A 25931-nucleotide genomic window follows, 5' to 3' on the forward strand; every position below is an offset into this window, starting at 1 on the left:
GTAATGATGAAATCCCCCCTGTTCTGGAAAGTAAGCACCCTGCTGGGGTGCATCCTGCTGTTGTTAGTCCCACTGTTTATGGTGAGTAACCTCATTTCAGAGCGTGAAAGCTACCGCAACGATGTCGAAAATACGCTTCGCCAGAGCACCAGCGGGCCGCAAAAATTGGTCGGCCCGCTGATTGCGATCCCGGTAACCGAGGTTTTTTACAAGTTAGAGGATGAGAAAAAAGTCGAGTACAAGAAAAGCTATATGCATTTTATCCTGCCGGAGTCTCTGCGCGTTGAGGGTAACCAGCGCGTTGAGTCGCGAAATATCGGCATCTATGACGGACAGATCTGGAATACCGACCTCAATATAATAGCCCGGTTCAACACGGAAAAAATGACGCAGCTGAAAGGGGAGTCGATGACCCTGGGGCAGCCGTTTATCGTTGTTGGCGTGGGCGATGCTCGAGGCATTGGCACGGTGAAAGTCTCCAGTATCAACGGCGAGACGCTAAGTGTGGAGCCGGGTACAGGCGTGTATGGCGCGCTTCCCGGTATCCATATCCCGCTGACTGACAAAGCGCTGGAATTAAAAACGTTTGCTATGGATATTTCGCTGAATCTGACGGGGACAGGAAGTTTTGCCGTGGTACCTGTAGGACGTAGCAGTGAAATGGCGCTGAACAGCAACTGGCCGCATCCTGGCTTTATGGGTAATTATCTGCCGGTGAAGCATAAAATTGGTGACGCCGGTTTTCAGGCGAACTGGCAGAGCAGCTGGTTTGCGAACAATCTTGAGAGCTGGTTCAACGGAAGCGAGTCGCCGTCATGGGAGTCGATCCCCGCCTTCAGCGTTACGGTAGCCACGCCCGCCGATCAGTATCAACTGACTGATCGGGCGATCAAGTACGCCATTTTGCTGATTGCGCTGACGTTTATGGCCTTCTTTGTTTTCGAGACCTTAACCGGGCTGCGCCTGCACCCGATGCAGTATCTGCTGGTGGGGCTGTCGCTGGTGCTGTTCTATCTGGTGCTGTTGGCGCTATCAGAACATGTCGGGTTTACGCCAGCCTGGGTAGTTGCAAGTTTGGTTGGTGCGGCGATGAACGGAATGTACCTGCAGGCCGTGCTGAAAAGCTGGAAGCGCAGCGGACTGTTTGTGCTGGCTTTGCTGGGGCTGGACGTGGTGATGTGGTTCCTGCTGCGCTCGGAGGATAGCGCACTGCTGTTGGGGTCTGCGGTTCTCGCGCTGGCGCTGTTCGCCGTCATGTACCTGACTCGTCATTTCGACTGGTATTCGCTTTCACAGCCGAAGCGACCTGCGCCGCCCGCAGAGCCTGATAACGACACAATGCGGATCTGGAAATAAAAAAAACGGCGCAAATGCGCCGTTTTTTCATGCGTTAACTGCGGGATTATTCCTGCAGATCACCGCAGAAACGGTACCCTTCGCCGTGGATGGTGGCGATGATTTCCGGCGTATCAGGCGTCGATTCGAAATGCTTACGAATACGACGAATGGTCACGTCGACGGTACGGTCATGAGGCTTCAGCTCACGACCGGTCATTTTCTTCAGCAGTTCTGCACGGGACTGAATTTTGCCCGGATTTTCGCAGAAGTGCAGCATCGCGCGGAATTCGCTGCGCGGCAGCTTATACTGCTCACCGTTCGGGCTAATCAGCGAACGGCTATTGATATCAAGTTCCCAGCCGTTGAATTTGTAGCTGTCGACGCTACGACGCTCTTCGCTGACCGTGCCCAGGTTCATGGTGCGGGACAGCAGGTTGCGTGCACGAATGGTTAACTCGCGAGGGTTGAACGGTTTGGTGATGTAGTCATCCGCACCGATCTCCAGGCCAAGAATTTTATCAACTTCGTTATCACGGCCCGTCAGGAACATTAACGCGACGTTCGCCTGTTCACGCAGTTCGCGCGCCAGCAGAAGACCGTTTTTGCCCGGCAGGTTGATATCCATGATCACCAGGTTGATATCATTTTCAGAAAGGATCTGATGCATCTCTGCGCCATCGGTCGCTTCAAAGACATCGTAGCCTTCTGCTTCGAAAATGCTCTTTAACGTGTTGCGTGTTACCAACTCGTCTTCAACGATAAGAATGTGCGGGGTCTGCATGTTTGCTACCTAAATTGCCAACTAAATCGAAACAGGAAGTACAAAAGTCCCTGACCTGCCTGATACATGTCGCAAATTAACATGATCGGCTTAACGTGACTAAAGTACGTAATTGCGTTCTTGATGCACTTTCCATCAACGTCAACAACATCATTAGCTTGGTCTTGGGTACTTTCCCTTTGGACCCGACAGTGTCAAAAACGGCTGTCATCCTAACCATTTTAACAGCAACATAACAGGCTAAGTGACACCAGACACCCAATAAAACTACGCTTCGTTGACATATATCAAGTTCAATTGTAGCACGTTAACAGTTTGATGAAATCATCGTAGCCGAATGCTAGCCTTTGTCACAATTTTTCAATAAACCAACTAGTTGCGGAGATTGATTTATAAACAAAGCGAATCCAATCAGAACAGGGTATTCACGTTGCCATTATCATTATAAAACATAGGGATAATAGGCTTCTGTTAACATTCTAACTGATTGTTCAGACACAAAATAGTTTAGCGTCTTTAATTTGTTATGAAACGCTATTTCGGTGATTTGTGTTGCAAATTTGTAAATTCGTGCTGCGTAATATGTTGAAGTGCATCACACTTTTCTCCGCTAACTGATTAAAAAGAGAGCATAAATGCATCTGTCGATTGTACTGGTCGCTCCAGCCAGAGCCGAAAATATAGGCGCTGCGGCGCGTGCCATGAAGACCATGGGTTTTACCGATTTACGTATTGTGGACAGCACTGCGCACCTGGAGCCTGCCGCCCGCTGGGTGGCGCACGGTTCGGGGGATATTCTCGATAATATAACGACTTACGCTACGCTTGCCGACGCGCTGCATGACATTTCATTTACCGTTGCCACCACAGCACGCAGCCGGGCGAAGTTCCACTACTACGCCACGCCTGCTGAACTGGTGCCCATGCTGGAAGAGAAAAGCCAGTGGCTTGAGAAAGCCGCGCTGGTATTTGGTCGTGAAGATTCCGGGCTCACCAACGAAGAGCTTGAGCTGGCGGACGTTCTCACCGGTGCGCCGATGGTAGCCGATTATCCTTCCCTGAATTTAGGCCAGGCGGTAATGGTCTATTGCTATCAATTAGCTTCCCTAATGCAAATCCCTCAACCCCAGACAGAAGCCGCCAATGAAAATCAGCTGGCCGCGCTTCGTGCTCGGGTAGAGCGTCTTTTATCGAGCCTTGGCGTTGCGGACGATCAAAAAATGGCCGACTGGCTACAGCAGCGCCTTGGACGTCTTGAGCAGCGGGACACCGCCATGTTGCACCGTTTGCTACACGATATTGAAAAAAAATTGGCCGAGTAAAATGCTGTCATAAGTTTTTACTATGGCGAAATGGTCTGTCGTGGAGGGGTGCGGCTGGGGGATTCGGATGAAAATAAAACGTCACGCAGCGTGACGTGAACGTCCGCGGAATTGTGATCAAATTAAAAATTCATTGACTTAAGGTGCCCGATCCTTTAACCCTAAAAGAATACAGCACAGACAGATAATAATGACAGAGTACACAACATCCATGAAACGCATCAGCATCACCACCATTACCACAACCATCATCATTACCACAGGTAACGATGCGGGCTGACGCGTACAGGAAAAACAGAAAAAAGCCCGCACCTGAACAGTGCGGGCTTTTTTTTCGGCTAAAGGAAACGAGGTAGAACCATGCGAGTGTTGAAGTTCGGCGGTACATCAGTGGCAAATGCAGAACGTTTTCTGCGTGTTGCCGATATCCTGGAGAGCAACGCCAGGCAGGGGCAGGTTGCGACCGTGCTCTCTGCCCCGGCAAAAATCACAAACCATCTGGTGGCGATGATTGAAAAGACCATCGGTGGCCAGGATGCACTCCCGAACATCAGCGATGCCGAGCGTATCTTCGCCGAGCTGCTGCAGGGGCTGGCAGAGGCACAGCCTGGTTTCCCGCTCGCGGAGCTGAAGTCCTTCGTTGAGCAGGAGTTTGCTCAGATCAAACATGTGCTGCACGGCATCAGCCTGCTGGGCCAGTGCCCGGACAGCGTCAACGCGGCGCTGATCTGCCGGGGCGAAAAACTTTCCATCGCCATCATGGCGGGCGTGCTGGAAGCGCGCGGCCACAACGTTACCGTGATCAATCCGGTTGAGAAATTGCTGGCAGCGGGCCACTACCTCGAATCTACCGTTGATATTGCCGAATCAACCCGCCGTATTGCCGCGAGCAAAATCCCCTCTGACCATATGATCCTGATGGCAGGCTTTACCGCAGGAAATGAGAAGGGTGAACTGGTAGTGCTGGGCCGTAACGGATCCGACTACTCTGCCGCCGTGCTGGCCGCCTGTTTACGCGCTGACTGCTGTGAGATCTGGACTGACGTCGACGGCGTCTATACCTGCGATCCGCGCCAGGTGCCGGACGCCAGGCTGCTGAAGTCGATGTCCTACCAGGAAGCGATGGAGCTTTCCTACTTCGGCGCCAAAGTGCTTCACCCTCGTACCATCTCCCCCATTGCCCAGTTCCAGATCCCATGCCTGATTAAAAACACCGGTAACCCGCAGGCGCCAGGCACGCTGATTGGTGCCAGCAGCGATGAAGATGGTCTGCCGGTGAAAGGCATTTCCAACCTGAATAATATGGCAATGTTCAGCGTCTCCGGTCCGGGGATGAAGGGGATGGTCGGCATGGCGGCGCGCGTTTTTGCGGCCATGTCACGCAACGGTATCTCAGTGGTGCTGATCACCCAGTCCTCTTCCGAATACAGCATCAGCTTCTGCGTGCCTCAGGTCGACTGTCTGCGCGCCCGCCGCGCGCTGGAAGAAGAGTTCTATCTGGAGCTGAAAGAGGAACTGCTGGAGCCGCTCTCCATTCAGGAGCGCCTGGCGGTGATTTCCGTGGTTGGCGACGGTATGCGCACGCTGCGCGGTATCTCCGCCAAATTCTTTGCCGCGCTGGCGCGGGCCAATATCAACATCGTGGCGATTGCCCAGGGCTCGTCCGAGCGTTCAATCTCCGTGGTGGTGGATAACGATGACGCCACTACCGGCGTGCGCGTGGTTCACCAGATGCTGTTCAACACCGATCAGGTTATCGAGCTGTTCCTGATTGGCGTGGGCGGCGTCGGCGGTGCGCTGCTGGAGCAGGTGAAGCGCCAGCAGGAGTGGCTCAAGAAAAAGCACATCGATCTGCGCGTCTGCGGAATTGCGAACTCGAAAGCGCTGCTTACTAACGTTCACGGTCTGAACCTGGAGAACTGGCAGGCGGAGCTGGAAGAGGCGAAAGAGCCGTTCAACCTGGGGCGCCTGATCCGTCTGGTGAAAGAGTATCACCTGCTTAACCCGGTTATCGTTGACTGTACCTCGAACCAGGCGGTGGCCGACCAGTACGCCGACTTCCTGCGCGAAGGCTTCCACGTGGTGACGCCGAACAAAAAGGCCAACACCTCGTCGATGGATTACTATCACCAGCTGCGCCTGGCGGCGAGCAAGTCGCGCCGCAAGTTCCTGTACGACACCAACGTCGGTGCCGGCCTGCCGGTCATCGAGAACCTGCAAAACCTGCTGAACGCGGGCGACGAATTGCAGCGTTTCTCCGGCATCCTCTCCGGCTCCCTGTCGTTTATCTTCGGCAAGCTGGATGAAGGGATGAGCCTGTCGGAAGCCACCCGTGCCGCGCGCGAGCTGGGCTACACCGAGCCAGATCCGCGCGACGATCTCTCCGGGATGGACGTGGCGCGCAAGCTGCTGATCCTGGTGCGCGAAACGGGCCGCGAGCTGGAGCTTTCGGATATCGTTATTGAGCCGGTGCTGCCAGCCGAGTTTGACACCAGCGGCGATGTCAGCACCTTTATGGCGAATTTACCTCAGCTTGACGATGCCTTTGCCGCACGCGTTGCGAAAGCCCGTGATGAAGGTAAGGTATTGCGCTATGTTGGCAACATTGAAGAGGACGGCGTATGCCGGGTGAAGATTGCCGAAGTGGATGGTAACGACCCGCTTTATAAAGTCAAAAACGGCGAAAACGCCCTCGCGTTTTACAGCCACTATTATCAGCCATTGCCGCTGGTGCTTCGCGGCTATGGCGCAGGGAATGATGTAACGGCGGCGGGCGTGTTTGCCGACCTGCTGCGTACCCTGTCATGGAAGTTAGGAGTTTAAGATGGTTAAAGTATATGCCCCGGCTTCCAGCGCCAATATGAGCGTCGGATTTGACGTGCTGGGTGCGGCGGTGACGCCGGTGGATGGTTCGCTGCTGGGCGATACGGTAACGGTTGAGGCGGCAGAAAGCTTCAGCCTGAATAACGTTGGCCGTTTCGCCAGTAAGCTGCCGCCTGAACCACGCGAGAATATCGTTTATCAGTGCTGGGAGCGCTTCTGTCAGGAGATCGGCAAAAACGTGCCGGTCGCCATGACGCTGGAAAAAAGCATGCCGATTGGCTCGGGCCTGGGCTCCAGCGCGTGTTCGGTTGTCGCCGCGCTGGTGGCGATGAACGAGCACTGCGGCAAGCCGCTGAACAACAGCCGTCTGCTGGCGCTGATGGGCGAGCTGGAAGGGCGCATCTCCGGCAGTATTCATTACGATAACGTGGCGCCGTGCTTCCTCGGCGGCATGCAGCTGATGATTGAAGAAAATGGCATCATCAGCCAGCAGGTGCCAGGGTTTGACGAGTGGCTGTGGGTGCTGGCCTATCCGGGCATCAAGGTGTCAACCGCAGAAGCGCGTGCGATCCTGCCTGCTCAGTATCGTCGCCAGGACTGTATCGCCCACGGGCGTCATCTGGCGGGCTTTATCCACGCCTGCTACACCCGTCAGCCGCAGCTGGCGGCGAAGCTGATGAAAGACGTCATTGCCGAGCCGTACCGTACGAAGCTGCTTCCTGGCTTTAACGAGGCGCGACAGGCTTCAATGGATATCGGCGCGCAGGCGTGCGGCATCTCCGGCTCCGGCCCGACGCTGTTCGCCCTGTGCGATAAGCCAGACACCGCGCAGCGCGTGGCGGACTGGCTCTCTAAACACTACCTGCAAAATCAGGAAGGCTTTGTTCATATTTGCCGTCTGGACACGGCTGGCGCACGAGTACTGGGATAACGAATGAAACTCTACAACCTTAAAGATCATAACGAGCAGGTCAGCTTCGCGCAGGCGGTGACTCAGGGGCTGGGCAAAAATCAGGGGCTGTTTTTCCCGCACGACCTGCCGGAATTTCAGCTGACCGAAATCGATGAGCTGCTGAAGCTGGACTTTGTCACCCGCAGCACCAAAATTCTGTCTGCGTTTATTGGCGATGAAATCCCGCAGGAGTTGCTGGAAGAGCGCGTGCGTGCGGCGTTTGCTTTCCCGGCTCCGGTTAAGCAGGTGGAGCCTGACGTCGGTTGTCTGGAGCTGTTCCACGGCCCGACCCTGGCGTTTAAAGACTTCGGCGGCCGCTTTATGGCGCAGATGCTGACCCACATCAGCGGCGACAAGCCGGTGACCATCCTGACCGCGACCTCCGGTGATACCGGTGCGGCGGTGGCACACGCGTTCTACGGCCTGAAAAACGTCCGCGTGGTGATCCTCTATCCGAAAGGCAAGATCAGCCCGTTGCAGGAAAAACTGTTCTGCACCCTCGGCGGCAACATTGAAACCGTGGCGATCGACGGCGATTTCGATGCCTGCCAGGCGCTGGTCAAGCAGGCGTTCGATGATGAAGAGCTGAAGGCCGCGCTGGGGCTGAACTCGGCGAACTCCATCAACATCAGCCGCCTGCTGGCGCAGATCTGCTACTACTTCGAAGCGGTGGCTCAGCTGCCGCAGGAAGCGCGCAATCAGCTGGTAGTTTCCGTGCCAAGCGGCAACTTCGGCGACCTGACGGCGGGGCTGCTGGCGAAATCTCTCGGTCTGCCGGTGAAACGCTTTATCGCCGCCACCAACGCCAACGATACCGTGCCGCGCTTCCTGAAAGACGGCAAATGGGCGCCTAACGCCACGCAGGCGACGCTCTCCAATGCCATGGACGTGTCGCAGCCGAACAACTGGCCGCGCGTGGAAGAGCTGTTCCGCCGCAAGGTGTGGCGTCTGGGTGACCTGGGCTACGCTGCGGTGACGGACGAAACCACCAAAGCCACCATGCGCGAGCTGAAGGCGGTGGGCTACACCTCTGAGCCGCACGCGGCAATTGCGTACCGCGCGCTGCGCGACCAGCTTAACCCGGGTGAATATGGCCTGTTCCTGGGCACCGCGCATCCGGCGAAGTTCAAAGAGAGCGTGGAAGATATTCTGGGCGAAACGCTGCCGCTGCCAAAAGAGCTGGCCGAGCGCGCCGACCTGCCGCTGCTGTCTCATGAGCTGCCGGCGGATTTCGCGGCACTGCGGAATCTGATGATGACGCGCGCGTGATTTTGTTGCCCGGTGGCGGCTACGCCTTACCGGGCCTACAACGACGAGACGGCCGTAGGCCGGGTAAGCGCAGCGCCACCCGGCTTTTTTATGAAGAAATTAAGGAGAAAAATTGCAGGAAAAAAGCAGAAATTCCCAATAAATGCGGTCACTTAGCGTTTAGGATTGCAGAGAATAACATCCACCGTTCCCCTCGCGTACTCTCCTTACATCGGCCCACGTTGGGCAAGAAGAATAAGGAGTCACCTGTGTCTACACTAAAACCTGCACTCATCGCGCTTTCTCTGGTGCTGGTCGCCCCCATGGCGGTACAGGCATCTGAAATTACTCTCGTACCTGCGGTAAAACTGCAGATTGGCGATCGGGACAATAGCGGGCATTACTGGGATGGCGGCCGCTGGCGCGACCACGACTGGTGGAAGGCGCATTATGACTGGCGCGATAACCACTGGCGTCCGCATGACGAGCATCGCGATCGTGATGACCGACACGACCATCATCACGACGACCACCGTCCGGGCCCGGACTGGAAGCACCATTAACGCAAAACCCCGCCAGATGGCGGGGTTTAGTTTTACTGCTCGTGGCGCTTAAATACCAGCTCACCTTTCCCTGACGACGCCTCGTCAAAGAAATAGCCGTCGGTGTTGAATCCCGTTAACTGCTCCGGCTTCGTCAGGCGGTTCTGAATGATATAGCGGCTCATCAGGCCACGCGCTTTTTTCGCATAGAAGCTGATGACCTTGAACTTGCCGTTCTTCTCATCAAGGAAGACCGGCTTAACGATCTCCGCGTTCAGCTTTTTCGGCTTCACCGACTTGTAGTACTCATCGGATGCCAGGTTGACCACCACGTTATCACCCTGAGCATGCAGCGCCGCGTTCAGCTTGTCGGTGATGATGTCGCCCCAGAAATGGTAAAGGTCTTTGCCTTTGGCGTTTTCCAGGCGAATCCCCATCTCCAGACGATATGGCTGCATCAGATCCAGCGGGCGCAGTACGCCATACAGGCCCGACAGCATGCGCAGATGCTGCTGGGCAAAATCAAAGTCGGCTTCGCTAAAATCTTCCGCCTGCAGGCCGGTGTAAACATCGCCCTTAAACGCCAGGATCGCCTGGCGCGCGTTAGCGGGGGTGAAATCCGGGTGCCACTCGTGGAACCGGGTCGCGTTCAGGTCTGCCAGCTTGTCGCTGATGCTCATCAGCGAGGCGATTTGCGGCGCAGAGAGCTTGCGCGCTTCGCGGATCAGCTGTTGCGAATAGTCCAGCAGTTCTGGCTGGGTATAACGCTCGGTAGCGAGCGGGCTCTGGTAGTCGAGCGTTTTTGCAGGTGAAATCAGAATCAGCATATCCAGTCCTTGCAGGAAATTTAGAGCGACTTTAACAAAAAATCGCCCTGAATTGATCGATAGCTGTTATCGCCGGGGCAAATCATCCCAGGTGCCGGGGGCAAGCTGTGACTGAATTTCGGGATAGCGTGCGGCATCAAATACCGGGGGAACGCCCAGCTTGCGCTGGCGAAGATAATCCCTGGCAATAAGGTTCACAACGGGCGAGAGCAGCAGGATCGCCGTCAGGTTAGTGATTGCCATTAGCGCCATAATGACATCCGCCAGCTGCCAGACCAGCGGCATATTCAGAAGGGAGCCCGCGATCACCATCAGTACTACGCCCAGGCGAAGCAAGAAGATGGCAGGACGAGAGTCGTATTTCAGGAAGATAAGGTTATTTTCGGCGTACAGGTAATTCACCACAATCGAACTGAAGGCGAACAGTATCAGAATGAGCGAGACAAATCCCGAACCCCAGCCGCCGGTCAGATTCACCAGCGCCTGCTGGAGAAGCTGTATTCCGTCGATATCCGAGTCATGCGCCACTGGACCGGCCAGCAGGAGGATCATGGCGCTGGCGGAACAGATAATAACGGTATCCATAAACACGCCTATCATCTGCACGATACCCTGCGCTGCCGGGTGCGGCGGCCAGGAAGAGGCGGCCGCGGCGGCGTTGGGAGTGGAGCCCATCCCGGCTTCATTGGAGAACATGCCTCGCTGAAAACCTGCCATCAGCGCCTGGCTCAGGGTGTAGCCCAGCGCGCCTGACGCCACCTCACGCCAGCCAAAGGCGCTTTTAAAGATGGTCGCAATCACGTCCGGAACCTGGTCGGCATGCAGCGCAGCGACGACCAGGCTCGCGGCAACCCAGAGCAGCGCCATGATGGGAACCAGCCACTGCATCAGGCGGGCAACGCCTTTCAGGCCGGCAGAAATGGTGAACAAAACAAAGAGGGCTAAACCGATGCCAGTGATCCACTCCGGGCAGGAGAAGGTATAGCGCAGGGCATGGGCGACGGAGTTTGACTGCACGGTATTAAAAATTAGACCGTACGCGAGCAGTAAAAAAAGCGAGAACAGAACGCCCATCCAGCGCATTCCTAAGCCACGCGCCATATACCAGGCCGGACCGCCGCGAAACTGCCCGTTTCTGTCTTTCTCTTTGTAGAGTTGCGCCAGCGAACTTTCGGCAAAAGAGGTAGCCATTCCGAGAAGCGCCGTGACCCACATCCAGAACACCGCGCCTGGCCCACCGGCGCTGATGGCCAGCGCAACGCCCGCCAGGTTTCCGCTACCGAGGCGGGCAGCCAGGCTGGTACACAGCGCCTGAAACGATGTTAATCCGCCCGGCTGGGGCGTGACGCTGTTTTTCAGACTTCTGCCAAACTTGCGAATATAGCGAAACTGGATAAACCCACTGCGTAGCGTAAACCAGATACCTGCTCCCAGAAGCAGGTAGATCATTATCGAACCCCAGAGGACTTCGTTAATAAAGAAAAGGAAATCAGGCATTAACGTCCCTCTTGTTGATGCCAACGTGAATATGTAAGCGCTACCACTGATTGGGCATGCTGTTGCTTAGCAGCCTGTTAATATTTTGAGTTTATCATACTCTGCCTAAGCGCACTGTCTGCGGTTGCGCTACCCCTCCGTCGTGTTATCATCAGGGCAGACCGGTTACATCCCCCTAACAAGTAAACCTGTCATTTTTCCGCTGCAGGCATGCTGTCGGTAGCGTGAATTATCCAGGGCACGTTAAAAGAGAAACACTATCATGACGGATAAATTGACCTCCCTTCGTCAGTTCACCACTGTCGTAGCTGACACCGGAGATATCGCGGCAATGAAGCTGTACCAGCCGCAGGATGCCACAACTAACCCTTCTCTGATCCTTAACGCCGCACAGATCCCTGAGTATCGCAAACTGATTGACGAGGCTGTGACCTGGGCGAAAGCACAGAGCAATGACCGTGCGCAGCAGGTTGTGGATGCTACCGATAAACTGGCAGTGAACATCGGTCTGGAAATCCTGAAGCTGGTTCCGGGCCGTATCTCTACCGAAGTGGATGCACGTCTCTCCTACGACACCGAAGCGTCAATCGCGAAAGCAAAACGCCTGATCAAACTGTACAACGATGCGGGCATCAGCAACGACCGTATCCTGATCAAACTGGCGTCGACCTGGCAGGGCATTCGCGCTGCCGAGCAGCTGGAAAAAGAAGGCATCAACTGTAACCTGACCCTGCTGTTCTCCTTCGCGCAGGCGCGTGCATGTGCGGAAGCAGGCGTGTATCTCATTTCTCCGTTCGTGGGCCGTATTCTGGACTGGTACAAAGCCAACACCGACAAGAAAGAGTACGCAGCGTCTGAAGATCCAGGCGTGATTTCCGTGACTGAAATCTACGAATACTACAAACAGCATGGCTATGAGACCGTGGTTATGGGTGCAAGCTTCCGTAACGTGGGCGAAATCATTGAGCTGGCTGGCTGTGACCGTCTGACCATCGCCCCTGCGCTGCTGAAAGAGCTGGCAGAAAGCGAAGGTGCTATCGAGCGTAAGCTGTCTTACACCGGCGAAGTGAAGGCGCGTCCGGAGCGCATCACCGAATCTGAGTTCCTGTGGCAGCACAACCAGGATCCAATGGCTGTAGACAAACTGGCGGACGGTATCCGTAAGTTTGCTATCGACCAGGAAAAACTGGAAAAAATGATCGGCGACCTGCTGTAATCATTCTGCGTGACCGGGCTCCCGGTCACGCGTCTTCTTCTGTCCTCTGTCTGAATTTTCCCTCTGCGTGTATCATTCCCTTTAATCAGTACTTTTTGAATGGAATGAATATGAATACCTTACGCATCGGCTTAGTGTCGATTTCTGACCGCGCCTCCAGCGGCGTTTACCAGGATAAAGGCATCCCCGCTCTGGAAGAGTGGCTGGCAAGCGCGCTGACCACCCCGTTTGAGATCCAGACTCGCCTTATCCCCGACGAACAGCCGATCATTGAGCAGACCCTGTGCGAGCTGGTGGATGAGATGAGCTGTCACCTTGTGCTCACCACGGGTGGAACCGGCCCCGCGCGTCGTGATGTGACGCCGGACGCGACGCTGGCTATCGCCGATCGTGAAATGCCGGGCTTCGGCGAACAGATGCGCCAGATCAGTCTACACTTTGTCCCGACGGCAATCCTTTCCCGCCAGGTGGGGGTGATCCGCAAACAGGCGCTGATACTGAACCTGCCGGGGCAGCCAAAGTCGATCAAAGAGACGCTGGAAGGATTAAAAGCCGAGGACGGTCGCGTCATCGTGCACGGCATATTTGCAAGTGTACCGTATTGTATACAGTTGCTTGACGGGCCGTACGTGGAAACTGACGACAAAGTGGTAGTAGCATTTCGTCCTAAAAGCGCACGCCGCGAGACAATCTCCTGAAATTTACTAAAATGTGACATTAGCGCCAGCCGCAGTAGCGTGTAAATGGATTTACGATATAGTAATTTTTTCTTTACGATTGCTGTAAAAATAATCCACAACACATGCACAATGGTTCGCTATGTCACATAACACCCGACCTCTGAATCGACAGGACTACAAAACGCTTACGCTCGCCGCCTTAGGTGGCGCGCTGGAGTTTTACGACTTCATCATCTTTGTCTTCTTCGCCGCCGTAGTGGGGGCGCTCTTCTTCCCGGCGGATATTCCAGAATGGCTGCGTCAGGTGCAAACCTTCGGCATCTTTGCTGCCGGGTATCTGGCACGTCCGCTGGGCGGCATCGTCATGGCCCACTTTGGCGATCTTGTCGGGCGTAAGAAGATGTTTACCCTGAGCATCCTGCTGATGGCGGTGCCGACGCTGGCGATCGGGCTGCTGCCCACCTATGCCTCCATGGGCATTCTCGCCCCGCTATTGCTGCTGCTGATGCGCATTCTTCAGGGCGCGGCCATCGGCGGGGAAGTGCCGGGGGCCTGGGTGTTTGTGGCGGAGCACGTTCCTGCCCGCCGCATCGGGATCGCCTGCGGAACGTTAACGGCGGGGCTGACCGTCGGGATCCTGTTGGGGTCGGTAGTGGCGACGATAGTCAACACCAGCATGACGCAGCAGGCCGTGCACGACTGGGGCTGGCGTATTCCGTTCCTGCTGGGCGGGGCGTTTGGCCTGGTGGCAATGTACCTGCGCCGCTGGCTGCAGGAGACGCCGATTTTCCTCGAAATGCAGCAGCGTAAAGCGCTGGCGCAGGAGTTGCCGGTCAAAGCCGTTGTGGTGCGTCATAAAAAAGCGGTGGTGGTGTCGATGCTGCTCACCTGGCTGCTGTCGGCGGGCATCGTGGTGGTGATTTTGATGTCGCCGGTGTGGCTGCAGAAACAGTACGGTTTCGCCCCTGCCGTGACCTTACAGGCAAACAGTATTGCGACAATCATGCTCTGCTTTGGCTGTCTGGCCGCCGGGCTGGCGGCGGATCGTTTCGGTGCCAGCCTGACCTTTATTGTCGGCAGCCTGCTGCTGGCCGCGTCGAGCTGGGCGTTTTACCATCTTGCGGGCAGCCATCATGAACAGCTGTTCCTGCTGTACGGCGTGGTCGGACTGTGCGTGGGCGTCGTGGGGGCTGTGCCTTACGTCATGGTGCGCGCCTTCCCGCCGGAGGTTCGCTTCACCGGGATATCGTTCTCTTATAACGTCGCGTATGCCATTTTCGGCGGGCTGACGCCGATAGTGGTCACGGTGATGATGGGGGTGTCGCCGATGGCGCCTGCCTGGTATGTACTCGCGCTCTCGCTAATGGGGCTGGGATTAGGCGTTTGGCTTCGACAGGCGGGGGAATATCGTGCCCGCGAGGCGGGCACGACAGAGGGATCAGTGTTTTTCACCAATAGGTAAAATGGTGCGGTCAAACTGTTCGTTCAGCACTTCACCCATTGCCAGGTAGATAGCGCTTGCGCCGCACACCAGGCCAATCCAGCCTGCTACGTGAACGATGCCTTCGTTATCCGCCAGGTGGCCAATTGCCAGCAGGGCGAACAGCACGGTCAGGCTCATGAAGACGAACTGCAGCGCGCGGTTGCCTTTCAGGGTGCCGAAGAACATGAACAGGGTAAAGACGCCCCACAGGCCCAGATAGACGCCCAGGAAGTGGGCGTTTGCCGCGTCTGCCAGGCCCATTTTAGGCATCAGCAGGATGGCGACCAGGGTCAGCCAGAACGAGCCGTAAGAGGTGAAGGCGGTTAAGCCGAAGGTGTTGCCTTTCTTATATTCCAGCAGGCCCGCGAAGATTTGCGCGATACCGCCGTAAAAAATGCCCATCGCCAGGATTACGCCGTCCATCGGGAACATCCCGATGTTGTGCAGGTTCAGCAGAATGGTGGTCATGCCAAAACCCATCAGGCCCAGCGGAGCCGGATTAGCCAACTTAGTGTTGCCCATAAGTCCTCAAAAAAAATCATCATTAAAATGGTGAAATGGTTAAACCCGCGTCAATACTCCCTGACGGGGCGCGGCATCATAATGGGCGGTATCGACGCCGTCTATGATCTCATCAGGGTGAAATTAAAATTTTTTTTATGCTTGCCCCTTGATGGATGCCGTCGCGACCCCATCTTGTAGTCAACCGCAGTGTGTGGACCTGAAAAAAATCAAATCTGGGCAGTTGAAAAAGCACGTTCTGCCCTTATTACAGGTACACAACCACATGTTGACTGAATTTTTAGTGGAGACGTTTAGATGGGTAAAATTATTGGTATCGACCTGGGTACTACCAACTCTTGTGTAGCGATTATGGACGGCACTACTGCACGCGTGCTGGAGAACGCCGAGGGCGATCGCACCACGCCTTCTATCATTGCTTATACCCAGGATGGTGAAACTCTGGTTGGTCAGCCGGCTAAACGTCAGGCAGTGACAAACCCGCAAAACACCCTGTTTGCGATCAAACGCCTGATTGGCCGCCGCTTCCAGGACGAAGAAGTTCAGCGTGACGTTTCTATCATGCCTTACAAAATCATCGCAGCAGATAATGGCGATGCGTGGCTTGATGTGAAAGGCACCAAAACGGCACCACCGCAGATCTCTGCTGAAGTGCTGAAAAAAATGAAGAAAACCGCTGAAGATTACCTGGGTGAGCCGGTAACTGAAGCTGTTATCACCGTACCTGCCTACTTCAACGATGCTCAGCGTCAGGCAACCAAAGATGCTGGCCGTATCGCAGGTTTGGAAGTAAAACGTATCATCAACGAACCAACCGCGGCTGCACTGGCTTACGGTCTGGATAAAGAAGTCGGCAACCGTACTATCGCGGTTTACGACTTGGGTGGTGGTACCTTCGATATCTCTATTATCGAAATCGACGAAGTTGACGGCGAAAAAACCTTCGAAGTTCTGGCAACCAACGGTGATACCCACCTGGGTGGTGAAGACTTCGATACCCGTCTGATCAACTACCTCGTTGACGAGTTCAAGAAAGATCAGGGCATTGACCTGCGTAACGACCCGCTGGCGATGCAGCGCCTGAAAGAAGCCGCTGAGAAAGCGAAGATCGAACTGTCTTCTGCTCAGCAGACCGACGTGAACCTGCCGTACATCACCGCAGACGCGACCGGTCCTAAACACATGAACATCAAAGTGACCCGTGCGAAACTGGAAAGCCTGGTAGAAGACCTGGTGAACCGTTCTATCGAGCCGCTGAAAGTTGCACTGCAGGATGCTGGCCTGTCCGTATCTGACATCCAGGACGTTATCCTGGTGGGTGGTCAGACCCGTATGCCAATGGTTCAGAAGAAAGTGGCTGAATTCTTTGGTAAAGAGCCACGTAAAGACGTGAACCCGGACGAAGCGGTAGCTATCGGTGCGGCGGTTCAGGGTGGTGTATTGACCGGTGAAGTGAAAGACGTACTGCTGCTGGACGTTACCCCGCTGTCTCTGGGTATCGAAACCATGGGTGGCGTGATGACTGCGCTCATCAACAAAAACACCACCATCCCAACCAAGCACAGCCAGGTGTTCTCTACCGCTGAAGACAACCAGTCTGCGGTAACCATCCATGTGCTGCAGGGTGAGCGTAAGCGTGCGTCTGATAACAAGTCTCTGGGTCAGTTTAACCTGGATGGCATCAACCCGGCACCGCGCGGCATGCCGCAAATCGAAGTTACCTTCGACATCGATGCTGACGGTATCCTGCACGTGTCTGCGAAAGACAAAAACAGCGGTAAAGAGCAGAAGATCACCATCAAGGCATCTTCTGGCCTGAATGAAGCGGAAATCGAAAAAATGGTTCGCGATGCCGAAGCTAACGCGGAATCCGACCGTAAGTTCGAAGAGCTGGTTCAGACCCGTAACCAGGGTGACCATCTGCTGCACAGCACCCGTAAGCAGGTTGAAGAAGCGGGCGATAAACTGCCAGCGGAAGACAAAACTGCTATCGAAGCTGCACTGACCGCGCTTGAAACGTCTCTGAAAGGCGAAGACAAAGCGGATATCGAAGCGAAGATGCAGGAGCTGGCACAGGCTTCCCAGAAGCTGATGGAAATCGCTCAGCAGCAGCATGCACAGCAGCAGGCAGGCGCTGACGCTTCTGCGAACAACGCGAAAGACGACGACGTTGTCGACGCTGAGTTCGAAGAAGTTAAAGACAAAAAATAATCGCCCTGATGCAGGGTAATTAATCGGCACGGGCGTAGGAGAACTCTCCACGCCCGTGCTCGCATGTTAAGGGGCTTAAAAAAACCAATGGCAAAGCAAGACTATTACGAGATTTTAGGCGTTCCGAAAACTGCGGAAGAGCGTGAAATCAAAAAGGCGTATAAGCGCCTGGCCATGAAATTCCACCCGGACCGTAACCAGGGTGACAAAGAGGCTGAAGCAAAATTTAAAGAGATCAAAGAAGCCTACGAAGTCCTGACCGATGCACAAAAACGTGCGGCCTATGACCAGTACGGCCACGCGGCCTTTGAACAGGGCGGCATGGGCGGCGGTGGATTCGGTGGCGGCGGCTTTGGCGGCGGTGCGGATTTCAGCGACATCTTTGGTGACGTGTTCGGCGATATCTTTGGCGGCGGTCGTGGTCGTCAGCGCGCAGCGCGCGGCGCAGACCTGCGCTACAACATGGATCTCACTCTTGAAGAGGCCGTTCGTGGCGTCACGAAAGAGATCCGTATCCCGACGCTGGAAGAGTGTGACGTTTGCCACGGCAGCGGCGCGAAAGCGGGTACCCAGCCACAGACCTGTCCAACCTGTCATGGCTCCGGCCAGGTACAGATGCGCCAGGGCTTCTTCGCGGTACAGCAGGCCTGTCCGCACTGTCACGGTCGCGGTACGCTGATTAAAGATCCGTGCACCAAGTGTCACGGCCACGGTCGCGTTGAGAAAACCAAAACCCTGTCCGTTAAGATCCCGGCTGGCGTTGATACGGGCGACCGCATCCGTCTGGCGGGTGAGGGCGAAGCAGGCGAGCACGGCGCGCCGGCAGGCGATCTGTACGTTCAGGTTCAGGTGAAGCAGCACGCCATCTTCGAGCGTGAAGGCAATAACCTGTACTGTGAAGTGCCGATCAACTTCGCGATGGCGGCTCTCGGCGGTGAAATCGAAGTGCCGACGCTGGACGGTCGCGTCAATCTGAAAATCCCTGGTGAAACCCAGACCGGCAAGCTGTTCCGCATGCGCGGCAAAGGCGTGAAATCCGTTCGCGGTGGTGCGCAGGGCGACCTTCTGTGCCGCGTCGTCGTGGAAACGCCGGTTGGCCTGAACGACAAGCAGAAACAGCTGTTGAAAGAGCTTCAGGAGAGCTTTGGCGGCCCAACGGGTGAGAAAAACAGCCCGCGCTCCAAAAGCTTCTTTGATGGCGTCAAAAAATTCTTCGATGATTTGACCCGCTAATTCGTTAGCTGTGTCTAACTTCAAAAAGCCCGGAAGCGATTCCGGGCTTTTTTTTGCAGTTATAGATCGGTAAAACTGAGTCTATACCCAATATTAATCTGTTTTTGCCGAGCTATTTGGCTTGGTATTATGGTTTTATCGAGGTATCGTTGTAAAAGAGAGAACAAAAATGAAATTACTACACCGTTTCTTTAGCAGTGAGGCGTCCGGTGGTGTGATCCTGATTATTGCCGCGGCCGCCGCGATGGTGCTGGCTAACCTGGGCATGACCCGCGATCTCTATCACGCATTTCTGGAAACGCCCGTCGAGCTGAAGGTCGGGGCGCTGGAAATTAACAAGAACATGCTGCTGTGGATCAACGATGCGCTAATGGCGGTGTTCTTCCTGCTCGTTGGTCTTGAGGTTAAGCGCGAGCTGGTGCTAGGTTCGCTAGCCAGCCGCCAGCGTGCGGCGTTCCCGGTTATTGCCGCGCTCGGTGGGATGGTCGTTCCAGCGCTGCTCTTTCTCGCATTTACCTGGCAGGATCCTGTCGCGCGTGACGGCTGGGCGATCCCGGCCGCAACGGATATCGCCTTTGCGCTCGGTGTCTTAGCTCTGCTCGGCAGCCGCGTGCCGGTTGCGCTGAAAATCTTCCTGATGGCGCTGGCGATCATTGATGACCTGGGCGCCATTGTGATTATCGCGCTGTTCTACACCAGCGATCTGTCGATCCTGTCCCTGAGCGTAGCCGCAGGGGCGATTGCGGTGTTGGCGGTGCTGAACATCTTCAACGTTCGCCGCATCGGTATCTATATCCTGGTGGGGATGGTGCTGTGGACGGCAGTGCTGAAATCCGGCGTGCACGCCACGCTGGCCGGCGTGATTGTGGGCTTCTTCGTGCCGCTTAAGCCGCAGGACGGTAAGTCACCCGCTAAACAGCTGGAACACGTGCTGCACCCGTGGGTCGCCTTTATGATCCTGCCGCTGTTTGCGTTTGCCAACGCGGGCGTTTCCCTGCAGGGGGTCACGCTGGACGGGCTGACGTCTGTCCTGCCGCTGGGCATTATTGCCGGGCTGTTTATCGGTAAGCCGCTGGGGATCAGCCTCTTCTGCTGGTTGGCGCTGAAGATGAAGCTGGCATCGTTGCCGAACGGTACAACCTTTAGTCAGATCATGGCCGTCGGCATACTGTGCGGTATTGGATTCACCATGTCGATCTTTATCTCGACGCTGGCGTTTGGTGCAAACGCGCCAGAGCTCATCGTCTGGGCGAAGCTCGGCATTCTCATCGGGTCATTACTGGCGGCAGTGATTGGGTATACTTTGTTGAAGGTGAAGTTGTCCGGACAGGCCGTCCAGGCATAACGGAACACCGGGAGAAGGTCACTCTTCTCCCGATACACACTCAGGGAGCGAAGACGCGATGCCTCATTTGAATTACAACCATCTTTACTACTTCTGGCACGTTTACAAACAGGGCTCGGTCGTGGGGGCTGCAGAGGCGCTTTACCTGACGCCGCAAACCATCACCGGGCAAATCAAGGCCCTTGAAGAACGGCTGCAGGGTAAGCTCTTCAAGCGCAAGGGCCGTGGGATTGAGCCCAGCGAACTGGGTGAACTGGTTTTCCGCTATGCGGACAAAATGTTTACCCTGAGCCAGGAGATGCTGGATATCGTCAACTACCGCAAAGAGTCGAACCTGCTCTTTGACGTGGGGGTGGCGGATGCACTGTCCAAACGGCTGGTAAGCGGCGTGCTGGATGCCGCTGTGGTAGAGGATGAACAAATCCATCTGCGCTGCTTTGAATCCACACACGAGATGCTGCTGGAGCAGCTGAGCCAGCACAAGCTGGACATGATTATCTCGGATTGCCCCATCGACTCCACGCAGCAGGAGGGGCTGTTCTCGGTGAAAATTGGCGAATGCGGCGTCAGCTTCTGGTGCATCAATCCACCGCCGGAGAAACCTTTCCCGGCCTGTCTGGAAGAGCGTCGCCTGCTGGTGCCGGGCAGGCGTTCCATGCTGGGACGCAAGCTGCTGAACTGGTTTAATTCGCAGGGGCTGAACGTGGAGATCCTCGGTGAGTTCGACGATGCGGCGCTGATGAAGGCCTTTGGCGAAGCGCATAATGCGATCTTCGTGGCGCCAACGCTCTACGCGCACGATCTCTATTCAGACGATAAGATTACGGAGATTGGCAGAGTAGATAACGTGATGGAGGAGTACCATGCCATATTCGCCGAAAGGATGATTCAACACCCGGCGGTGCAGCGAATCTGCAACCGTGACTACTCGGCGCTGTTTACGCCACCGGCATTCTGAAGACATAAAAAAACCCGCGTTAAGCGGGTTCTTTAAACAAGCAACAACAAGTAGCGATTAAGCCAGTTTGTTGATCTGCGCGGTCAGGTTTGCTTTATGACGCGCTGCTTTGTTTTTGTGGATCAGACCTTTAGCAGCCTGACGATCCACGATTGGTTGCATTTCGTTAAATGCGTTCTGCGCTGCAGCTTTGTCGCCAGCTTCGATTGCTGCGTATACTTTCTTGATGAAAGTACGCATCATAGAGCGACGGCTTGCGTTGTGCTTACGAGCCTTTTCAGACTGAACGGCACGTTTCTTAGCTGATTTGATATTAGCCAAGTCCAACTCCCAAATATGTTCTATGTGGACAATTCAAAGGCCGAGGAATATGCCCTCTTTGCCTTCTTTTGTCAATGGATTTGTGCAAATAAGCGCCGTTAATTAGCGACGCTACGTTACGTAGTGATGGCGCAGGATTCTACCAGCTTGTCTTTCGTGAATACAGCCTTTCGGCGTAAAAATCGCAGTTCACGGGCAGATTTTTTCGCTGTGAAAGGTCAGCCTGATGAAATCATTACGGCTTTCTGTTTTGCGCGAACAATCGCCGGTTAACCTTAACCGCTGTACAAGGTATACTTTGGCGATTTTCACTGTTTTGAGCCAGACATGAAGCTGATACGCGGCATACATAATCTCAGCAGAGCGCCACACGGGTGCGTGCTGACCATTGGTAATTTCGACGGCGTGCATCGTGGTCATCAGGCGCTGTTGCAGGGATTGCGTAAAGAAGGGGAGGCCCGTGGCCTGCCCGTTGTGGTGATGATTTTCGAGCCACAGCCGCTGGAGCTGTTCGCGGGCGATAAATCTCCCGCTCGCCTCACTCGCCTGCGCGAAAAGTTGCGCTACCTGGCGGAGTCCGGCGTGGACTACGTATTGTGCGTGCGTTTCGATCGCCGCTTTGCCGCACTGACAGCACAAAATTTCGTCAGCGACCTGCTGGTTAAGCGTCTTGGCGTTCAGTTTCTCGCGGTGGGGGATGATTTCCGCTTTGGCGCTGGTCGTCAGGGCGATTTCTTGCTATTACAGAAGGCTGGTCTGGAGTACGGTTTTGACGTCACCAGCGCGATGACCTTCTGTGAAGGCGGCGTGCGCGTCAGCAGCACGGCGGTGCGTCAGGCATTGGCTAATGATGAACTGGAGACGGCAGAAAATTTGCTGGGCCATCCGTTCACCATTTCTGGCCGCGTGGTTCATGGCGATGCGCTGGGCCGCACGATTGGTTTCCCGACGGCGAATATACCGCTGCGTCGTCAGGTTTCCCCGGTTAAAGGGGTCTATGCGGTGGAAGTGGCAGGACTGGGCGATAAGTCGTTTTACGGGGTTGCCAACATTGGCACGCGTCCTACCGTTGCCGGTGTGCGTCAACAGCTAGAAGTGCACCTGCTGGACGTTGTAATGGACCTTTATGGTCGCCATATAGATGTAATACTGCGTAAAAAAATACGCAACGAGCAGCGATTTGCTTCGCTGGATGAACTTAAGGCGCAAATCGCGCGAGATGAATTAACGGCCCGCGAGTTTTTTGGGCTTTAGAACCGGCTTAACTGCCTACGTGATAAATACGGAACCGAGAATCTGATGAGTGACTATAAATCAACCCTGAATTTGCCGGAAACAGGGTTCCCGATGCGCGGCGATCTCGCCAAGCGTGAACCGGGAATGCTGGCGCGTTGGACCGATGATGACCTGTACGGCATCATTCGTGCAGCCAAAAAAGGCAAAAAAACCTTCATTCTGCATGATGGCCCTCCATATGCGAATGGCAGCATTCATATTGGTCACTCTGTAAACAAGATTCTGAAAGATATTATCGTGAAGTCCAAAGGACTCGCGGGATTTGACTCGCCTTACGTGCCGGGCTGGGACTGCCACGGTCTGCCGATCGAGCTGAAAGTGGAGCAAGAGTTTGGCAAGCCAGGTGAGAAGTTCACCGCTGCAGAGTTCCGCGCGAAGTGCCGCGAATACGCGGCCACCCAGGTTGAAGGCCAGCGCGCTGACTTTATCCGTCTGGGCGTGCTGGGCGACTGGTCGCACCCGTACCTGACCATGGACTTCAAAACTGAAGCCAACATCATCCGTGCGCTGGGCAAAATCATCGGTAACGGCCACCTGCATAAAGGCGCAAAGCCTGTGCACTGGTGCGTGGACTGCCGTTCTGCGCTGGCAGAAGCGGAAGTGGAGTATTACGACAAAACTTCACCTTCTATCGACGTGGCCTTCCACGCGGTGGATCAGGATGCGGTGAAAGCCAAATTTGGCGTCTCCTCGGTAAACGGCCCGATCTCTCTGGTGATCTGGACCACCACCCCGTGGACCCTGCCAGCCAACCGTGCGATCTCCCTGTCCGGCGAGTTCGAATACGCGCTGGTGCAGATTGACGGCCAGGCGGTTATCCTGGCGAAAGATCTGGTTGAAAGCGTGCTGAAACGCGCGAATATCACCGACTACACCGTGCTGGGCACCGTAAAAGGCGACGCGCTGGAGCTGATGCGCTTCAAACACCCGTTCCTGGACTTCGACGTTCCGGCGATCCTGGGCGACCACGTCACGCTGGACGCGGGTACCGGTGCGGTGCATACCGCCGGTGGCCACGGTCCTGACGACTACAACATCAGCCTGAAATACGGCCTGGAAATCGCTAACCCGGTTGGCCCGGACGGTTCTTACCTGCCTGGCACCTACCCGGCGCTGGATGGTATCAACGTCTTCAAAGCCAACGACATCATCGTTGACATGCTGCGCACCAGCGGCGCGCTGCTGCACGTTGAGAAAATGCAGCACAGCTATCCGTGCTGCTGGCGCCACAAGACGCCGATCATCTTCCGTGCGACCCCGCAGTGGTTCGTCAGCATGGATCAGAAAGGCCTGCGCGAGCAGTCTCTGAAAGAGATCAAAGGCGTGCAGTGGATCCCGGACTGGGGCCAGGCGCGTATCGAATCCATGGTGGCTAACCGTCCTGACTGGTGTATCTCCCGTCAGCGTACCTGGGGCGTGCCGATGTCGCTGTTCGTGCATAAAGAGACGCATGAGCTGCACCCGAACACCCTGGAACTGATGGAAGAAGTGGCGAAGCGCGTCGAAGTTGACGGCATTCAGGCGTGGTGGGATCTCGACGCCCGCGACATCCTGGGCGCGGACGCGGACAACTATGAGAAAGTGCCAGACACCCTGGACGTGTGGTTCGACTCCGGGTCGACTCACGCCTCCGTAGTTGACGTGCGTCCGGAGTTTGCCGGTCACGCTGCCGACATGTATCTGGAAGGTTCCGACCAACACCGCGGCTGGTTCATGTCATCCCTGATGATCTCCACCGCGATGAAAGGTAAAGCGCCTTACCGTCAGGTACTGACCCACGGCTTCACCGTGGATGGTCAGGGCCGTAAGATGTCTAAATCTATCGGCAACACCGTTTCGCCGCAGGACGTGATGAACAAGCTGGGCGCGGACATCCTGCGTCTGTGGGTAGCCTCAACCGACTACACTGGCGAAATGGCGGTGTCTGACGAGATCCTGAAGCGTGCTGCCGACAGCTATCGTCGTATCCGTAACACCGCGCGCTTCCTGCTGGCGAACCTGAACGGGTTCGATCCAGTGAAAGACATGGTGAAACCGGAAGAGATGGTCGTGCTGGACCGCTGGGCGGTAGGCTGCGCGAAAGCGGCGCAGGAAGATATCCTGAAAGCCTATGAGTCTTACGACTTCCACGAAGTGGTGCAGCGCCTGATGCGCTTCTGCTCCATTGAGATGGGCTCGTTCTACCTCGACATCATCAAAGATCGCCAGTACACCGCGAAGGCGGACAGCGTGGCGCGCCGTAGCTGCCAGTCCGCGCTGTTCCACATCGCAGAAGCGCTGGTACGCTGGATGGCGCCGATCATGTCCTTCACCGCGGATGAAATCTGGGGTTATCTGCCGGGCGACCGTGAGAAGTATGTCTTCACCGGCGAGTGGTATGAAGGTCTGTTCGATCTCTCCAGCACCGAAGCAATGAACGATGCCTTCTGGGACGAGCTGCTGAAAGTGCGTGGCGAAGTGAACAAGGTTATCGAGCAGGCGCGTGCGGATAAGAAAGTCGGTGGCTCTCTGGAAGCGGCAGTGACCCTGTACGCCGAACCGGAGCTGGCGGCGAAGCTGACCGCGCTGGGCGATGAATTACGATTTGTCCTGTTGACCTCCGGTGCAAAAGTTGCGGATTATGCCGAGGCTTCTGCTGATGCTCAGCAGAGCGAGTTGCTCAAAGGCCTGAAAGTCGCACTGAGCAAAGCCGAAGGTGAGAAGTGCCCGCGCTGCTGGCATTACACTACCGATATCGGCCAGGTGGCGGAACACGCAGACATCTGCGGACGCTGTGTAAGCAACGTCGCCGGTGACGGCGAAAAACGTAAGTTTGCCTGATGAGTAAAACTCTCTGTTCAACAGGACTGCGCTGGCTGTGGCTGGTTGTGGTGGTGCTGATTATCGATCTGGGCAGCAAGTTCCTGATCCTCCAGAATTTCGCTCTGGGGGAGACGGTTTCGCTGTTCCCGTCGCTTAACCTGCACTATGCGCGCAACTACGGCGCGGCGTTTAGCTTCCTTGCCGACAGCGGTGGCTGGCAGCGCTGGTTCTTCGCGGGTATCGCTCTCGGTATCTGCGTGGTGCTGGCTGTGCTGATGTACCGCTCGAAGGCCACGCAAAAGCTGAATAACATCGCCTACGCGCTGATCATTGGCGGCGCGCTGGGCAACCTGTTTGACCGCCTGTGGCACGGCTTTGTGGTCGATATGATCGACTTCTACGTCGGCGACTGGCACTTCGCGACCTTTAATCTGGCCGACACCGCCATTTGCATCGGTGCGGCGTTAATCGTGCTGGAAGGCTTCTTGCCTAAACCCGCAGCGAAAGAGCAGGCGTAATTGTCAATGCCGGGTG

23 protein-coding genes, 1 pseudogene and 1 other annotated feature are annotated in these 25931 nt (G+C 55.6%); of the genes and pseudogenes, 19 read left to right on the forward strand and 5 right to left on the reverse strand.

Features of this window, described 5'->3' with window-relative positions; translation table 11 throughout:
• The first annotated feature begins 3 nt into the window (after positions 1-3).
• Positions 4-1356, forward strand: coding sequence for a cell envelope integrity protein CreD (creD, locus tag IM271_RS07740; RefSeq protein ID WP_193052413.1), 1353 nt, complete (start codon positions 4-6; stop codon positions 1354-1356).
• Positions 1357-1402: 46 nt separating this feature from the next.
• Here the strand turns inward: creD and arcA are convergent, their stop codons facing one another.
• Positions 1403-2119 (reverse strand): two-component system response regulator ArcA, encoded by a 717-nt coding sequence (arcA, locus tag IM271_RS07745; protein ID WP_003856501.1) that lies wholly within the window; start codon positions 2117-2119, stop codon positions 1403-1405.
• A gap of 95 nt (positions 2120-2214) precedes the next feature.
• Between arcA and yjjY the strand changes: the two genes are divergently transcribed.
• From yjjY to IM271_RS07780, 7 genes are all read left to right on the forward strand, one after another.
• Positions 2215-2355, forward strand: coding sequence for a protein YjjY (gene yjjY, locus IM271_RS07750; protein WP_085928893.1), 141 nt, complete (start codon positions 2215-2217; stop codon positions 2353-2355).
• 399 nt (positions 2356-2754) lie between these two features.
• Entirely contained in the window at positions 2755-3441 is a 687-nt protein-coding gene (locus IM271_RS07755) for a tRNA/rRNA methyltransferase (RefSeq protein WP_045259421.1), read from the forward strand.
• 211 nt (positions 3442-3652) lie between these two features.
• A complete protein-coding gene (thrL, locus tag IM271_RS07760) occupies positions 3653-3721 on the forward strand; it encodes a thr operon leader peptide (RefSeq protein WP_015572623.1) in 69 nt (22 codons plus the stop codon).
• Positions 3660-3777 (forward strand) — a sequence feature (Thr leader region). (Overlaps the previous gene by 62 nt.)
• 24 nt (positions 3778-3801) lie before the next feature.
• A complete protein-coding gene (thrA, locus tag IM271_RS07765; protein WP_193052414.1) occupies positions 3802-6264 on the forward strand; it encodes a bifunctional aspartate kinase/homoserine dehydrogenase I in 2463 nt (820 codons plus the stop codon).
• Between the two features lies 1 nt (position 6265).
• Positions 6266-7195, forward strand: coding sequence for a homoserine kinase (gene thrB, locus IM271_RS07770; RefSeq protein WP_041911275.1), 930 nt, complete (start codon positions 6266-6268; stop codon positions 7193-7195).
• A gap of 3 nt (positions 7196-7198) precedes the next feature.
• Positions 7199-8485, forward strand: a complete 1287-nt coding sequence (gene thrC, locus IM271_RS07775) for a threonine synthase (RefSeq protein WP_045259424.1) — start codon at positions 7199-7201, stop codon at positions 8483-8485.
• 248 nt (positions 8486-8733) lie between these two features.
• Complete coding sequence (locus tag IM271_RS07780) at positions 8734-9027, forward strand: DUF2502 domain-containing protein (RefSeq protein ID WP_028015459.1); 294 nt, start codon at positions 8734-8736, stop codon at positions 9025-9027.
• A gap of 32 nt (positions 9028-9059) precedes the next feature.
• Here IM271_RS07780 and yaaA read toward each other — a convergent pair whose 3' ends face one another.
• Complete coding sequence (yaaA, locus tag IM271_RS07785) at positions 9060-9833, reverse strand: peroxide stress protein YaaA (protein ID WP_028015460.1); 774 nt, start codon at positions 9831-9833, stop codon at positions 9060-9062.
• 66 nt (positions 9834-9899) lie between these two features.
• On the reverse strand, positions 9900-11330 hold the full coding sequence (locus IM271_RS07790) for a sodium:alanine symporter family protein (RefSeq protein WP_193052415.1): 1431 nt from the start codon (positions 11328-11330) through the stop codon (positions 9900-9902).
• Positions 11331-11592: 262 nt separating this feature from the next.
• Between IM271_RS07790 and tal the strand changes: the two genes are divergently transcribed.
• The 3 genes from tal to IM271_RS07805 all read left to right on the forward strand — a co-directional run bounded on the left by tal (position 11593) and on the right by IM271_RS07805 (position 14688).
• Complete coding sequence (gene tal, locus IM271_RS07795) at positions 11593-12546, forward strand: transaldolase (protein ID WP_003856481.1); 954 nt, start codon at positions 11593-11595, stop codon at positions 12544-12546.
• Between the two features lie 110 nt (positions 12547-12656).
• Positions 12657-13244 (forward strand): molybdopterin adenylyltransferase, encoded by a 588-nt coding sequence (gene mog, locus IM271_RS07800; protein WP_048999023.1) that lies wholly within the window; start codon positions 12657-12659, stop codon positions 13242-13244.
• Between the two features lie 121 nt (positions 13245-13365).
• Positions 13366-14688: an MFS transporter gene (locus IM271_RS07805; protein WP_193052416.1), complete on the forward strand. Its 1323-nt coding sequence runs from the start codon at positions 13366-13368 to the stop codon at positions 14686-14688.
• On the opposite strand, the gene satP is transcribed toward IM271_RS07805, so the two are convergent.
• On the reverse strand, positions 14665-15231 hold the full coding sequence (satP, locus tag IM271_RS07810; RefSeq protein WP_192971595.1) for an acetate uptake transporter: 567 nt from the start codon (positions 15229-15231) through the stop codon (positions 14665-14667). The two genes, IM271_RS07805 and satP, sit on opposite strands and share 24 nt — an antisense overlap.
• A gap of 297 nt (positions 15232-15528) precedes the next feature.
• On the opposite strand from satP, the gene dnaK reads away from it, so the two are divergent.
• The 4 genes from dnaK to nhaR all read left to right on the forward strand — a co-directional run bounded on the left by dnaK (position 15529) and on the right by nhaR (position 20978).
• Positions 15529-17442: a molecular chaperone DnaK gene (gene dnaK, locus IM271_RS07815; protein WP_028015465.1), complete on the forward strand. Its 1914-nt coding sequence runs from the start codon at positions 15529-15531 to the stop codon at positions 17440-17442.
• A gap of 87 nt (positions 17443-17529) precedes the next feature.
• Positions 17530-18675, forward strand: a complete 1146-nt coding sequence (gene dnaJ, locus IM271_RS07820; RefSeq protein ID WP_008502040.1) for a molecular chaperone DnaJ — start codon at positions 17530-17532, stop codon at positions 18673-18675.
• A 169-nt stretch (positions 18676-18844) separates the two neighbouring features.
• On the forward strand, positions 18845-20020 hold the full coding sequence (nhaA, locus tag IM271_RS07825; RefSeq protein WP_041911268.1) for a Na+/H+ antiporter NhaA: 1176 nt from the start codon (positions 18845-18847) through the stop codon (positions 20018-20020).
• Positions 20021-20078: 58 nt separating this feature from the next.
• Positions 20079-20978 (forward strand): transcriptional activator NhaR, encoded by a 900-nt coding sequence (gene nhaR / locus IM271_RS07830; RefSeq protein ID WP_028015467.1) that lies wholly within the window; start codon positions 20079-20081, stop codon positions 20976-20978.
• A 57-nt stretch (positions 20979-21035) separates the two neighbouring features.
• Here the strand turns inward: nhaR and rpsT are convergent, their stop codons facing one another.
• A complete protein-coding gene (gene rpsT, locus IM271_RS07835) occupies positions 21036-21299 on the reverse strand; it encodes a 30S ribosomal protein S20 (protein ID WP_003856458.1) in 264 nt (87 codons plus the stop codon).
• Positions 21300-21400: 101 nt separating this feature from the next.
• Between rpsT and IM271_RS20185 the strand changes: the two are divergent.
• The 4 genes and pseudogenes from IM271_RS20185 (at position 21401) to lspA (ending at position 25915) form a co-directional block, all read left to right on the forward strand.
• A pseudogene (locus IM271_RS20185) lies at positions 21401-21619 on the forward strand (DUF2575 domain-containing protein).
• 7 nt (positions 21620-21626) lie between these two features.
• Positions 21627-22553, forward strand: coding sequence for a bifunctional riboflavin kinase/FAD synthetase (gene ribF, locus IM271_RS07840; RefSeq protein WP_028015468.1), 927 nt, complete (start codon positions 21627-21629; stop codon positions 22551-22553).
• A gap of 45 nt (positions 22554-22598) precedes the next feature.
• Complete coding sequence (ileS, locus tag IM271_RS07845; RefSeq protein ID WP_193052417.1) at positions 22599-25415, forward strand: isoleucine--tRNA ligase; 2817 nt, start codon at positions 22599-22601, stop codon at positions 25413-25415.
• Positions 25415-25915, forward strand: coding sequence for a signal peptidase II (lspA, locus tag IM271_RS07850; protein WP_028015470.1), 501 nt, complete (start codon positions 25415-25417; stop codon positions 25913-25915). The genes ileS and lspA overlap by 1 nt, the downstream gene beginning before the upstream one ends.
• Positions 25916-25931: the final 16 nt, after the last annotated feature.

The sequence above is a fragment of the Enterobacter cloacae complex sp. I3 genome, from assembly GCF_014896175.1.
GTDB lineage: Bacteria > Pseudomonadota > Gammaproteobacteria > Enterobacterales > Enterobacteriaceae > Enterobacter > Enterobacter bugandensis.